13 protein-coding genes are annotated in these 12,869 nt (G+C 70.9%); all 13 read left to right on the top strand.

Going from position 1 to position 12,869, the window contains the following annotated elements:
- Positions 1 to 137: 137 nt before the first annotated feature.
- The 13 genes from PJ985_RS18940 to lepB (PJ985_RS19000) all read left to right on the top strand — a co-directional run bounded on the left by PJ985_RS18940 (position 138) and on the right by lepB (PJ985_RS19000) (position 12,789).
- Positions 138 to 1,427 (top strand): ammonium transporter, encoded by a 1,290-nt coding sequence (locus tag PJ985_RS18940; RefSeq protein ID WP_271685034.1) that lies wholly within the window; start codon positions 138 to 140, stop codon positions 1,425 to 1,427.
- Positions 1,424 to 1,762: a P-II family nitrogen regulator gene (locus PJ985_RS18945; RefSeq protein ID WP_271685035.1), complete on the top strand. Its 339-nt coding sequence runs from the start codon at positions 1,424 to 1,426 to the stop codon at positions 1,760 to 1,762. The genes PJ985_RS18940 and PJ985_RS18945 overlap by 4 nt, the downstream gene beginning before the upstream one ends.
- 37 nt (positions 1,763 to 1,799) lie before the next feature.
- Entirely contained in the window at positions 1,800 to 4,274 is a 2,475-nt protein-coding gene (locus PJ985_RS18950) for a [protein-PII] uridylyltransferase (RefSeq protein ID WP_271685036.1), read from the top strand.
- Positions 4,275 to 4,394: 120 nt separating this feature from the next.
- Entirely contained in the window at positions 4,395 to 5,960 is a 1,566-nt protein-coding gene (ffh, locus tag PJ985_RS18955; protein WP_271685037.1) for a signal recognition particle protein, read from the top strand.
- A 220-nt stretch (positions 5,961 to 6,180) separates the two neighbouring features.
- Entirely contained in the window at positions 6,181 to 7,593 is a 1,413-nt protein-coding gene (gene proS / locus PJ985_RS18960) for a proline--tRNA ligase (protein ID WP_271685038.1), read from the top strand.
- A 166-nt stretch (positions 7,594 to 7,759) separates the two neighbouring features.
- On the top strand, positions 7,760 to 8,350 hold the full coding sequence (locus tag PJ985_RS18965) for a hypothetical protein (protein ID WP_271685039.1): 591 nt from the start codon (positions 7,760 to 7,762) through the stop codon (positions 8,348 to 8,350).
- A gap of 212 nt (positions 8,351 to 8,562) precedes the next feature.
- A complete protein-coding gene (gene rpsP / locus PJ985_RS18970) occupies positions 8,563 to 9,021 on the top strand; it encodes a 30S ribosomal protein S16 (RefSeq protein WP_271685040.1) in 459 nt (152 codons plus the stop codon).
- 2 nt (positions 9,022 to 9,023) lie between these two features.
- Positions 9,024 to 9,263: an RNA-binding protein gene (locus tag PJ985_RS18975; RefSeq protein WP_271685041.1), complete on the top strand. Its 240-nt coding sequence runs from the start codon at positions 9,024 to 9,026 to the stop codon at positions 9,261 to 9,263.
- Between the two features lie 154 nt (positions 9,264 to 9,417).
- Positions 9,418 to 9,975 carry a ribosome maturation factor RimM gene (gene rimM, locus PJ985_RS18980; RefSeq protein ID WP_271685042.1) on the top strand — a complete coding sequence of 186 codons (558 nt, stop codon included), beginning with the start codon at positions 9,418 to 9,420 and terminating at the stop codon, positions 9,973 to 9,975.
- Entirely contained in the window at positions 9,975 to 10,784 is an 810-nt protein-coding gene (gene trmD, locus PJ985_RS18985) for a tRNA (guanosine(37)-N1)-methyltransferase TrmD (protein WP_271685043.1), read from the top strand. Before rimM ends, trmD begins: the two co-directional genes overlap by 1 nt.
- 131 nt (positions 10,785 to 10,915) lie before the next feature.
- Complete coding sequence (gene rplS, locus PJ985_RS18990; protein ID WP_271685044.1) at positions 10,916 to 11,263, top strand: 50S ribosomal protein L19; 348 nt, start codon at positions 10,916 to 10,918, stop codon at positions 11,261 to 11,263.
- A gap of 34 nt (positions 11,264 to 11,297) precedes the next feature.
- Complete coding sequence (gene lepB, locus PJ985_RS18995; RefSeq protein WP_271685045.1) at positions 11,298 to 11,987, top strand: signal peptidase I; 690 nt, start codon at positions 11,298 to 11,300, stop codon at positions 11,985 to 11,987.
- Positions 11,980 to 12,789, top strand: a complete 810-nt coding sequence (gene lepB / locus PJ985_RS19000; protein WP_333909875.1) for a signal peptidase I — start codon at positions 11,980 to 11,982, stop codon at positions 12,787 to 12,789. Before lepB (PJ985_RS18995) ends, lepB (PJ985_RS19000) begins: the two co-directional genes overlap by 8 nt.
- The last annotated feature ends 80 nt before the right edge of the window (positions 12,790 to 12,869 follow it).

The raw sequence follows: 12,869 nt of genomic DNA on the forward strand, positions 1-12,869 counted from the left end.
AACACAGGGCGGGCCATCGTCACCGTGGCGAAACGTGACGGGGTGCTGGCCGAAACGGCCCTCCGAGAGCCTGTGGCGCATCCTGACCCGCACCCGACTCCGCCCGCACGGGTCGGTACTGACGAGGAGACGTCACATTGGACGCCGCAGATATCGCCTTTCTAGTCATCTGTTCTGCCATGGTCATGTTGATGACTCCCGGCCTCGCCTTCTTCTACGGCGGCATGGTCCGGGTCAAGAGCGCGCTGAACATGCTGATGATGTGTTTCATCGCGCTCGGTATCTGCAGCGTGCTGTGGGTGCTCTACGGCTTCAGCCTTGCCTTCGGCAGTGACTTCGCAGACGGTGGGGGAGGCCTCATCGGCAATCTGGAGTTCATCGGCTTCCGGGGCGTCACCGAGGCCGATTCGGGCCTGCTCGCCTTCGCGCTCTTCCAGATGATGTTCGCCGTGCTCACCCCCGCGCTCATCAGCGGTGCGCTCGCCGACCGGGTGCGGTTCGGCACCTGGGCACTGTTCGTCGCGCTCTGGGTCACCATCGTCTACTTCCCCGTGGCCCACTGGGTCTGGGGCGGCGACGGCTGGATCGGGGCCCTGGAGTGGGACGGCCGGGAAGTCATCGACTTCGCCGGCGGAACCGCGGTCCACATCAACGCGGGCATCGGAGCCCTCGCCGCGGTGCTGGTGATCGGCAAGCGCATCGGGTTCAAGCGGGAGCCGATGCGTCCGCACAACCTGCCGATGGTGCTCCTCGGCGCCGCGCTGCTGTGGTTCGGCTGGTTCGGCTTCAACGCCGGCTCCGAGCTCGCGGCCAACGGGACCACCGCCATGATGGCCCTGAACACCATGGCCGCCACCGGTGCCGCCGTTCTCGGCTGGCTGCTGTACGAAAGGATCCGCCACGGTGCGGCCACCACGCTCGGTGCCGCCTCCGGTGCGATCGCCGGCCTGGTCGCCATCACCCCCTCCGGTGCCAACGTCAACCCGATGGGCGCGCTGCTGATCGGTGTGCTCGCCGGAGTCATCTGCGCCTGGGCGGTCAGCCTCAAGTACAAGTGGGGCTTCGACGACTCCCTGGATGTCGTCGGTGTCCACCTGGTGGGCGGCCTGTTCGGAACCCTGGCGGTGGGCTTCCTCGCCACCGAGGGTGCCGGGTACCAGCTCTTCGCGCTCCAGTCGTTCGCCGCCGGCGCGGTGATGGTCTACTCCTTCGTCGTCACCTGGCTCATCGCCAAGCTGCTGCAGTCGACCATCGGCTTCCGCTCCACCGAAGAGGAAGAGGTCGGCGGACTCGATCAGGTCTACCACGCGGAAACCGGCTACGACTTCAGCCAGGGTGGCAGTGGGTCGGTGTCCGTCGGCACGCAGACCCCGGACGCCGCGACGGCGGCCGGTGACACCACGGGTGACAAGAAGGTGGACGCATGAAGCTCATCACTGCAGTGATCAAGCCGCACCGGGTGGACGAGGTGAAAGACGCCCTCCACGCGTTCGGAGTGCACGGCATGACCGTGACGGAAGCCAGCGGCTACGGCCGGCAGCGGGGCCACACCGAGGTCTACCGGGGCGCGGAGTACACCGTCGACCTGGTGCCGAAGACCAGGCTGGAAATCCTGGTCGAGGACGAGGACGCCGAGCAGCTCATCGACGTCATCGTCAACACCGCCCGCACCGGAAAGATCGGTGACGGAAAGGTGTGGTCCGTTCCCGTCGAGACCGCGATCCGGGTACGCACCGGCGAACGCGGTCCGGACGCCCTGTAAGAGAACACCGGACGACGACGCGTGAGGCGGGCCCGTAATGGCTGAGACGACACGTACCAGCGGTCACGATGCGGGCCCCGGCGCCGGCTACGCGGCGGCCCGGCTGCACCTCCTCACCGAGGGGGAGCAGACCGGGCCCGCCCGTCGCGCGGAACTCGCCCGGCTCACCGACGAATGGCTCACCGCCCTGATGACGGCCGGCCCCGGCGGGCCACGCGCCGCCCTGATCGCAGTCGGCGGCTACGGCCGGGGCGAGCTCTCCCCCCGCAGCGACCTGGACCTGGTGCTGCTGCACGACGGCTGCTCCCGGCCCGGGGAGATCGCCGCCCTGGCGGACCGGCTCTGGTACCCGGTCTGGGACCTGGGCATCGCCCTCGACCACTCCGTCCGCACCCCCGAGGAGGCGCACCGGCAGGCAGCCGAGGACCTCAAGGTGCAACTCGGCCTGCTGGACGCCCGCCACCTCGCGGGCGACGAGACGCTCACCGCCGGACTGCGCACGGACCTGCTCGGCCGGTGGCGCGCCCGGGCACCTTCCCGGTTGCCCGGCCTGCGCGAGCTGGGCGAGGAACGCGCCCGGCGCCACGGCGAGCTGCGCTTCCTGCTCGAACCCGACCTGAAGGAGTCCCACGGAGGGCTGCGCGACGCCACCGCGCTGCGCGCCGTCGCCGCCTCCTGGGTCGCCGACGCCCCGCGCGAAGGCCTGGCCGAGGCCCGGGCCACCCTGCTCGACGTGCGGGACGCCCTGCACCTGACCACCGGCCGGGCCACCGACCGGCTCGCCCAGGAGGACCAGCCCCAGGTCGCCGAGGCCCTCGGCCTTCCCGGGCCCGACGCCCTGCTGCGCCGTGTCTACGAGGCCGCCCGGACCATCGGCTACGCCTCCGACGTCACCTGGCGAGAGGTCGGCCGGGTGCTGCGCTCGCGTGCCGCCCGTCCCCGGCTCCGCGGCCTGCTGGGCGGGCGCGGCCGGCCCGTCGCTGAGGCGCGCACCCCCCTGGCGGAGGGGGTCGTCGAGCAGGACGGTGAGGCGGTGCTGGCCCGCTCGGCCCGTCCCGACCGGGACCCCGTCCTGCCGTTGCGGGCTGCTGCGGCCGCGGCCCAGGCGGGCCTGCCGCTCGCGCTGCCCGCGGTCCGCAGACTCGCCGAGGCGGGTGCCGCGCTGTCCGTCCCCTGGCCGGCCGAGGCCCGTGAAGAGCTGGTCACCCTGCTGGGTGCCGGGCCGGACACCGTCCCGGCCTGGGAAGCCCTGGAGGCCGCCGGGCTGATCGACCGGCTGCTGCCCGACTGGGAACGGGTACGGTGCCGCCCGCAGCGCAACCCGGTGCACCGGTGGACCGTGGACCGGCACCTGATCGAGACGGCTGTGCAGGCCTCGGCCCTCACCCGCCGGGTCAGCCGGCCCGACCTGCTGCTGGTGGCCGCCCTGCTGCACGACATGGGCAAGGGCTGGCCGGGCGATCACAGCATCGTGGGGGAGACCATTGCCCACGACGTGGCGGCCCGGATCGGATTCGGGGCCGAGGACGCGGCGGTGCTCGCCGTCCTGGTACGGCATCACCTGCTGCTGGTGGAGACCGCCACCCGCCGCGACCTGGACGATCCCGCCACGGTGGAATTCGTGGCCGCCGCAGTCCGGGACGTGGACACCCTGGAGTTGCTGCACGCGCTCACGGAGGCCGACGCCCTCGCCACCGGTCCTGCGGCCTGGTCGGCCTGGCGGGCCTCGCTCGTCGGCGACCTGGCGAAACGGGTCGCCGCGGCGCTGGCCGCCGGGGGTGCGCCGGCCGCCCGCGAACCCGCGCCTCCCACCGCGGCGGAGGAACGGCTGGCCGTGGAGGCGCATCGCACCGGGGCTCCGGTACTCGCTCTCCAGCCACGGCCCGAGCCGTCGGCCGGCCCCGTCACCGGTGCCGACACCGCCCCGGCCCCGGAATCGCAGCCGGTGGGCGCCGAGCTCGTCATCGCCCTGTCCGACCGCCCCGGAGTGCTGCCGGCGGTGGCCGGGGTGCTGGCGCTGCACCGGCTCACGGTCCGCTCGGCCGAGCTGGGCAGCATCGACCCCACGGGAGGGGGGCCGGTCCTGCTGCTCAACTGGCGGGTCGCCGCCGAGTACGGCGCGCTCCCGCAGGCCGAGCGGCTGCGTGCGGACCTGGTGCGGGCGCTGGACGGCTCCCTCGACATCCCCGCCCGTCTCGCGGAGCGGGAGGCGGCCTACCGCCGGCCCCGTCACCGGCTGCCGCAGGCCCCGCCGCCGCGGGTGACGGTGGCACCGCTCGGTTCCCGGCGCGGCACGGTCATCGAGGTCCGCGCCCAGGACGCCCCGGGGCTGCTGCACCGGATCGGCAGGGCGCTGGAGGGCGCCGGGGCCCGGGTGCGCAGTGCCCACGTGAGCACGCTGGGTGCCAATGTGGTCGACGCCTTCTACCTGACCGGTCCCGAGGGCGGCCCGCTGGCGTCCACGGAGGCGGCCGCACTCGTCCAGGAGGTCGAACGGTCGCTGGGTGGCTGACCGCACCGGAGGCGAGTCGGTAGGCTGGCCCTGCCAGTGTCACCGGGCCGCCGGGCACGCAGTGTCTGTCGTCCATCCCGAGGACCGACCCGCTTCCCGACCGAAGGATCCCCCAGCGCCGTGTTCGACACTCTTTCCGATCGCCTCGCAGCGACGTTCAAGAACCTCAGGGGCAAGGGCCGGCTGAGCGAGGCGGACATCGACGCCACGGCGCGCGAGATCCGTATCGCCCTGCTCGAGGCCGACGTGGCGCTTCCCGTCGTCCGGTCCTTCATCAAGCAGGTCAAGGAGCGGGCCCAGGGGGCCGAGGTCTCCCGGGCACTGAACCCTGCCCAGCAGGTCATCAAGATCGTCAACGAAGAGCTCGTCGGGATTCTCGGCGGAGAGACGCGCCGGCTGCGGTTCGCCAAGACCCCGCCGACCGTGATCATGCTGGCCGGTCTGCAGGGTGCGGGCAAGACCACCCTCGCGGGCAAGTTGGGCAGCTGGCTCAAGGGTAAGGGCCACTCCCCCCTGCTGGTCGCCTGCGATCTCCAGCGCCCCAACGCCGTCAACCAGCTCGCGGTGGTCGCCGAACGGGCGGGCGTGGGCGTCTACGCACCTGAGCCCGGTAACGGCACCGGCGACCCGGTCAAGGTGGCCGAGGACTCCCTCGGGTACGCCCGGGAGAAGCAGTACGACGTGGTCATCGTCGACACCGCGGGACGACTGGGCATCGACGAGGAGCTGATGCGGCAGGCCGCCGACATCCGCGACGCGGTCAGCCCGGACGAGGTGCTGTTCGTCGTCGACGCCATGATCGGCCAGGACGCGGTCACCACCGCGGAGGCCTTCCGGGACGGCGTCGGCTTCGACGGAGTGGTGCTCTCCAAGCTCGATGGTGACGCCCGGGGCGGGGCCGCCCTGTCGATCGCGCAGGTCACCGGCCGGCAGGTGATGTTCGCCTCCAACGGCGAGAAGCTGGACGACTTCGACGCGTTCCACCCGGACCGCATGGCGTCGCGCATCCTCGGCATGGGCGACATGCTCAGCCTCATCGAGAAGGCCGAGCAGACCTTCAGCCAGCAGGAGGCCGAGGCGCTGGCCGGGAAGCTGGCCAAGGGGCCCAAGGAGTTCACCCTCGACGACTTTCTGGCGCAGATGGAGCAGGTCCGGAAGATGGGCTCCCTCTCCAAGCTGCTCGGCATGATGCCGGGCATGGGCCAGATGAAGGACCAGATCAACAACCTGGACGAGCGCGAGGTGGACCGCACCGCCGCGATCATCAAGTCCATGACCCCCGCCGAGCGGCACGATCCCAAGCTCATCAACGGCTCGCGCCGGGCAAGGATCGCCCGCGGCTCCGGCGTCGACGTCAGCGCCGTGAAGAATCTGGTGGAGCGCTTCTTCGAGGCCCGCAAGATGATGTCCCGGGTGGCCCAGGGGGGCGGCATGCCGGGGATGCCGGGGATGCCGGGGATGGGGGGCGGAGCCGCGAAGAAGAAGGGCAAGCCGCAGAAGAAGGCCAAGGGCAAGCGCCGTTCGGGCAACCCGATGAAGCGGCAGGAGGAGGAGCGTGCAGAGGCGGAGCGGAAGGCATCCGGCGGACAGTCCGGCGGCGCGTTCGGCATCCCGGGCGCCGGAGCGGACCCGGGTGACTTCGAACTGCCCAAGGAGTTCCGCGACATCCTGCCGCCCAAGCAGTGATGCGGCGGCGCTGACGGCCGGCGCCGGGGGCGCCTCCGTCAGGTCCGGGCGATCAGGTACGTGAGCACGTTCGGCAGCCGGACCGGAGCCCTGCCCGGCGGGCCGGGGCCGGGGCAGCCGTACCGCTGTCATGTCGGATGACTCCCGTTCGCCCACCGGGTCGAGACGGGAAGGGGGACGGATTCACGCTTCCGGGCCGGATCGCCGTACCATTCGCGCCATGGCAAAGGCTCCCGTACTCACACCCCAGGCGGAGGATTTTCCCCGCTGGTACCAGGATCTGATCAACAAGGCCGAGCTGGCCGACAACGGCCCGGTGCGCGGCACGATGGTCATCCGACCGTACGGGTACGGGCTCTGGGAGCGGATGCAGCAGGAGGTCGATGCCCGGATCAAGGGTGCCGGTGCGCAGAACGCCTACTTCCCGCTGTTCATCCCGCAGTCCTACCTGACCCGGGAGGCGGAGCACGTCGAGGGGTTCGCCCCCGAGCTGGCCGTCGTCACCCACGGCGGCGGCAAGGAGCTGGAGGAGCCGGTGGTCGTCCGCCCGACCTCCGAGACGATCATCAACGAGTACTTCTCCAAGTGGGTGCAGAGCTACCGTGACCTGCCGCTGCTGATCAATCAGTGGGCGAACGTGGTGCGCTGGGAAATGCGCCCCCGGGTGTTCCTCCGCACGAGTGAGTTCCTCTGGCAGGAGGGGCACACCGCGCACGCCACCTACGAGGACGCGCGGGACTACGCCGCCAGGATCCATCACGAGGTGTACGCCGACTTCATGACCAACGTGCTGGGCATCGATGTGGTGCTCGGCCGCAAGACTGCCCGGGAGCGGTTCGCCGGCGCGATCAACACCCTGACCCTTGAGGGCATGATGCGCGACGGCAAGGCGCTGCAGATGGGCACCAGCCACGAGCTGGGCCAGAACTTCGCAAAGGCGTTTGATACTCGCTACCTGTCCAAGGAAGGCAGCAGGGAGCTGGTGTGGCAGACCTCCTGGGGCGTCTCCACCCGGATGGTCGGCGGCCTGATCATGGCGCACGGTGACGACAACGGGCTGCGGATCCCGCCCCGGCTCGCCCCGGTGCAGGTCGTGGTGCTGGCCATCAAGGGGGAGGACGCCGTGGCCAAGGTGCGCGAGGTCGGCGACAAGCTGGCGGCCGCCGGGATCCGGGTGCAGGTCGACGACCGCACCGACACCCCGTTCGGCCGGCGCGCGGTGGACTGGGAGCTCAAGGGGGTCCCGGTGCGGATCGAGATCGGCCCGCGCGACCTGGCGGCCGGCACCGCGATGCTGGCCCGCCGGATCCCGGGCGGCAAGGAGCCGGTCGCGATCGACGCACTGCCCGGACTGCTGCCCGCGCTGCTGGAGGAGGACCAGGCGCTTCTCCTGCGGCAGTCCCGGGAGCAGCGCGAGGAGCGCACCACGGATGTGCGCACCGTCCAGGAGGCCGCCGAGGCCGCGGCTGCGGGCAACTGGGCGCGCATCCCGTGGGCCGACCTCGGTCCCGAGGGTGAGGCCGAGCTGGCCGAGGACGCGGTGTCCGTGCGCTGCCTGGTCGCGGAGGACGGCTCGGTCCCGGAGACCGAGGACGCTCCCGGCACGATCGCGGTCGTGGCCCGTTCCTATTAGTGCTGAGTAGGGCCGGAGGCGGAAAATCGGGCGGGAGGGTGACTTCTCCGGAAGTCACCCTCCCGCCCGTGCCGTCCCGTCACCACGCGAACTGACTGGTAAGTGCAAATTTGGAGAGTTGACCCGGAATAGGAACACCGGAGGGGGGCGGCTCGTTATACCCGACGTGAGCACGACACCACCTGTTCTCGCCGCCGAACTGGCAGAGGCGTGGGCCGACATTCAACGGCACCACCCCGAGCTGCCGGATCTGGCCGCGCCCGAATCCCTGATCGGGGAGTCCTCGTCCGCATGCGGATCGGAACTCTCCTTCGAACGCCTCCTGCACGAAGCCGTGCACGGCATCGCCGCCGCCCGCGGAGTACGGGACACCTCCCGCGCGGGCCGCTACCACAACCGCCGGTTCCTGGCGGTGGCCGAGGAGCTCGGACTCGACCACGAGGAGGAACCGCATCCCAGCAGCGGGTTCTCCCTGGTCACGATGAATGCCGAGGCCCGCAGCCGGTACCGCCTCACCGAGGAGCGTCTGCACCGCGCACTGGAGGCGCACGCGGCCGCGACGACCACCGACAACAGCAGTAGCTTCCGCGGGCCGGCCACCCGGCACGGCTCGTCCGGCGGAGGCGTGCGGGTCAAGGCGGTGTGCGACTGCGGTCGCAATGTCCGCGTCGTCCCGTCCGTCCTGGCGCAGGCGCCGATTGTCTGCGGAGCGTGCAACAAGCCCTTCCAGATCGCTGAATCGGTGGCGGCGGTCTGACGTGGCCGGCCGGGCGGTCGCCGCGGCCTCCCGGGGTTCGCGACGGTTGTCCGGCGGGCCGCGCGCATGTGGCAGAATGGGGCGCTGAACTCGGCAGCCGCACAGGAACCCTCTCGCCTCCGGCTGGCGCGTCCATCGGGCCCCCGGCGCCGCAACCCCACGCGGCATCCCGTTGTGGCCCACCCACGTCAAGACCAGGAGACACCACAGCTGTGGCAGTCAAGATCAAGCTGAAGCGACTGGGCAAGATCCGTTCGCCTCACTACCGCATCGTCATCGCCGACTCCCGTACCCGCCGTGACGGCCGGGCCATCGAGGAGATCGGGCTGTACCACCCGATGCAGAACCCGTCGCGCATCGAGGTCGACTCGGAGCGTGTGCAGTACTGGCTGGGTGTCGGCGCGCAGCCGACCGAGCCTGTCGCGGCCATCCTGAAGGTCACCGGTGACTGGCAGAAGTTCAAGGGTCTGCCCGCACCGGAGCCCATGAAGATGCCGGAGCCCAAGGCCGACCGGCGCGCCCTCTTCGAGGCTGCGGCCAAGGAGTCGGGTGGCGAGTCCGCCAAGGGCGAGGCCATCACTCCGAAGGCGAAGAAGGCCGACAAGGCCGAGAAGGCCGAGAAGAAGGCTGAGGCTGCCGAGGCCGCCTCCACTGAGTCGACCGAGGCCTGAGGATGCTCGAGGAAGTCCTCGAGCACCTGGTGAAGGGCATCGTCGACAATCCCGACGAGGTCCAGGTTGTCTCGCGCACCATGCGCAGGGGACGGGTGCTGGAGGTCCGGGTGCATCCCGACGACCTTGGCAAGGTGATCGGCCGCAGCGGCCGCACCGCCCGCTCACTGCGCACGGTCGTGGGCGCTCTCGGGGGGCGGGGGATCCGCGTCGACCTGGTCGATGCGGACGAGATCCGCTGAAGAAGAACAGACAGCACCGGCACGGGCCGGGGACGGCTCACCGCTGTCCCCGGCCCGTGCCGCCCGCTGTGTCCGACGGATGTGGTTCCCCGGCCACCGTCACCCGTGGTGCGCCGCGGGCGGGGTCGGCCAGGAGCAGAAGGAGTAGTCGGCAGTGCAGCTGGTTGTCGCCCGCGTCGGCCGGGCCCACGGCATCAAGGGCGAGGTCACCGTGGAGGTGCGTACCGATGAGCCCGAACTGCGGCTCGGCCCCGGGGCCGTCCTCGCCACCGACCCTGCCTCCACGGGGCCGCTGACTATCGAGAGCGGCCGGGTGCACAGCGGTCGGCTGCTGTTGCGCTTCGAGGGCGTGGGGAGCCGTGGCGCCGCGGAGGCGCTGCGGAACACGTTGCTCATCGCCGAGGTCGATCCCGACGAGCAGCCCGAGGATCCCGAGGAGTTCTACGACCACCAGCTGATCGACCTGGACGTGGTGACCGTGGACGGCACGCCGGTGGGCCGGATCGCCGAGATCTCGCACCTTCCGTACCAGGACCTGCTGGTCGTGGACCGCCCGGACGACGCAGGCCAGGTGCTGATCCCGTTCGTCGCGGAGATCGTTCCGGAGGTCGACCTCGCCGGGCAGCGAGCCGTCGTGGACCCGCCCCCCGGCCTCATCGACGGGGCGGCCGAAGTGGCCGGGCCCTCCGCCCCACGTGCCGAGGCCGACTGATGCGCCTCGACGTCCTCACGATTTTCCCCGAGTACCTCGAGCCGCTGAACGTCTCCCTGGTCGGCAAGGCCCGGGCTGCCGGGCGCCTCGATGTCCGGGTCCATGACCTGAGGCAATGGACGCACGACCGGCACCACACGGTGGACGACACTCCCTACGGAGGCGGCCCCGGCATGGTGATGAAGCCCGAGCCCTGGGGGGAGGCGCTCGACGACATCACCGCCTCCGGCGAGGGGGAGCCGGTGCTGGTGGTCCCCACCCCCAGCGGTCGGCCGTTCACCCAGGAACTCGCGGCCGAGTTGTCCGGGAAGCCCTGGCTGGTCTTCGCGCCCGCCCGCTACGAGGGCATCGACCGCAGGGTGATCGAGGAGTACCGCGGACGCTATGACGTCCGGGAGATCTCGATCGGCGACTATGTCCTCGCCGGCGGGGAGGCTCCCGTCCTTGTGATGGTGGAGGCCGTCGCCCGGCTCCTGCCCGGCGTCCTCGGGAACGCGGCCTCGCACGGGGACGACTCCTTCGCGCCGGGTGAGATGGCAGACCTGCTGGAGGGACCGGTGTACACCAAACCGCCGGAATGGCGCGGGCACCAGGTCCCCGACGTGCTGATCAGCGGACACCACGGCAGGATCCGGCGCTGGCGCCGGGACGAGGCGCTTCGCCGGACCGCCCTCCACCGCCCCGACCTCATCGAGCGCTGTGATCCCGGCTGCTGGGACCGGCACGACCGCAGCACTCTCGCCGCCCTCGGCTGGGCAGAGGGTCCGGACGGCCGATTTGGGCGTACGCCCCCGGCCGTGGAAGAATGAGCCGCTGCCACACGTACGGCGCGCGCCCCTGCCACAGGGGGAAGAGCGCCCGCCGAGTGCGGTGGCACCCATCCTCCCTCTCGATCAATTCCGCCGATGACCTGTGGCACCGGCGAGGAGAGCAGTAGCTCATGAACCTCCTGGACAGCGTCGACTCCGCATCGCTGCGCAGCGACATTCCGCCTTTCCGCCCGGGCGACACGATCAACGTCCACGTGCGTGTCATCGAGGGCAGCCGCTCCCGTGTGCAGCAGTTCAAGGGCGTGGTCATCCGTCGCCAGGGCGACGGGGTCCGTGAGACCTTCACCGTCCGCAAGGTCAGCTTCGGCGTCGGCGTGGAGCGTACGTTCCCCGTGCACACCCCGGTCGTCGAGAAGATCGAGCTCGTGAGCCGCGGCCAGGTCCGGCGCGCCAAGCTCTACTACCTCCGTGAGCTGCGCGGCAAGGCCGCCAAGATCAAGGAGAAGCGCGACCGCTGAGCGGTTTCTCGGTGGCGCCGGTTACGATCGCGGCGTGACCGGGACCGATACGCGAAGCAGGGAGCGCGACCGCTCCACCCGCCCGGGAAAGGGCTGGAGGCAGCGGTCGCGCTCCCTGCGTGTGTGGGCCGCCCTCTTGGCTCTGACCGTCTCGTCAGGGCTCCTCATCAGCGCTTTCGTCATGCAGCCGTTCCTCATCCCGAGCGGTTCGATGGAGAGCACCCTGCACCCGGGGGACCGGATTCTGGTCAACAAGCTGGCCTACCGGTTCGGCGGTGACGTGCGGCGCGGAGACGTCGTGGTGTTCGACGGCCGGGGAACCTTCACCGCGGCGCAGCCGGACGGCAGTCCCTTGCGGGAGGCGGGCGCCGCGGTAGGACTGGCCGACCCTGGGGAGACTGATTATGTGAAACGAGTAATCGGTGTCGGGGGTGACCGGGTGACCTGCTGCGACGGGCAGGGAAGACTGCACGTCAACGGGGTACCGCTCGACGAGCGCTACCTGTTCCCGGGCGATGCCCCCTCGACGGTCGCCTTCGACATCGAAGTGCCCGCGGGGCGGCTGTGGCTGATGGGCGATCACCGGTCCGATTCCGCCGATTCCCGGGACCACCTCGGGGGCCCCGGGGGCGGCACCGTGGCGGTGGACAAGGTGATCGGGCGGGCCGAGTGGATCGGCTGGCCCGCGAGCCGCTGGGGCTCGGTGCGGGCGGGCCATGGGTGAGCACGGCCGGCCGCGGAGTGCCCGCCCGGCGCAGCCTCCGCTTCCGCCTCAGCAGGGCACTGAGCTTCGACCGCCCGGTACCGGCCGGGCCGACCGGCGCCGGGCGGCGAAGCGGATCAGGCGGCGCAGGCGGCTGCGCACCACCCGGGAGATCCCGCTGCTCATCATCGTGGCCCTGGTCATCGCCCTCGGGCTGAAAACCTTCCTGGTGCAGGCCTTCGTCATCCCTTCCGGGTCCATGGAACAGACGATCAAGATCGACGACCGGGTGCTGGTGGACAAGCTCACCCCCTGGTTCGGCTGGGAGCCGAGCCGTGGCGATGTCGTGGTGTTCAAGGACCCCGGGGGCTGGCTCGAGCAGGAACAGCACGTGGAGCCGAGGAACGACCCGGTGGGGATCGAGCAGGGCCGTACCGCGCTGACCTGGGTCGGACTGCTTCCCAAGGACGATGACCAGGACCTCATCAAACGGGTGGTCGGGCTCGGTGGTGACACGGTGGTCTGTTGTGACGAGCAGGGCAGGATCACCGTCAACGGCACCCCGGTCGAGGAGCCGTACCTCTACCCGGGCGACGCCGCCTCACTGATCGAGTTCGACGTGCAGGTGCCGCCGGGACGCATCTTCGTCCTGGGGGACCACCGGTCCAATTCGGCGGACTCCCGCTACCACCTGGGTGACCCGGGCGGGGGCACAGTGCCCGAGGAACTGGTGGTCGGGCGCGCGATGGTGATCGCCTGGCCGTATGCTCACTGGCAGCGACTGGACGGGGCCGAGGCCTTCGCCGCTGTTCCGGAACCGTGATCCTGGGGTACCGGACCCAAAGAAATGACCCGACTCCCGATCCCTGCGGAACATCTGCTCGTTAGGGGAGTGGAGGGCGA

This window comes from Streptomyces sp. ACA25 (assembly GCF_028200735.1).
Classification (GTDB): domain Bacteria; phylum Actinomycetota; class Actinomycetes; order Streptomycetales; family Streptomycetaceae; genus Streptomyces.

Coding starts and splice junctions, on each gene's coding strand:
- rplS (WP_271685044.1), top strand. CDS start 10,916: ATGAACCTCCTGGACAGCGTCGACTCCGCATCGCTGCGCAGCGACATT.
- lepB (WP_333909875.1), top strand. CDS start 11,980: ATGGGTGAGCACGGCCGGCCGCGGAGTGCCCGCCCGGCGCAGCCTCCG.
- proS (WP_271685038.1), top strand. CDS start 6,181: ATGGCAAAGGCTCCCGTACTCACACCCCAGGCGGAGGATTTTCCCCGC.
- PJ985_RS18950 (WP_271685036.1), top strand. CDS start 1,800: ATGGCTGAGACGACACGTACCAGCGGTCACGATGCGGGCCCCGGCGCC.
- trmD (WP_271685043.1), top strand. CDS start 9,975: ATGCGCCTCGACGTCCTCACGATTTTCCCCGAGTACCTCGAGCCGCTG.
- PJ985_RS18945 (WP_271685035.1), top strand. CDS start 1,424: ATGAAGCTCATCACTGCAGTGATCAAGCCGCACCGGGTGGACGAGGTG.
- PJ985_RS18975 (WP_271685041.1), top strand. CDS start 9,024: ATGCTCGAGGAAGTCCTCGAGCACCTGGTGAAGGGCATCGTCGACAAT.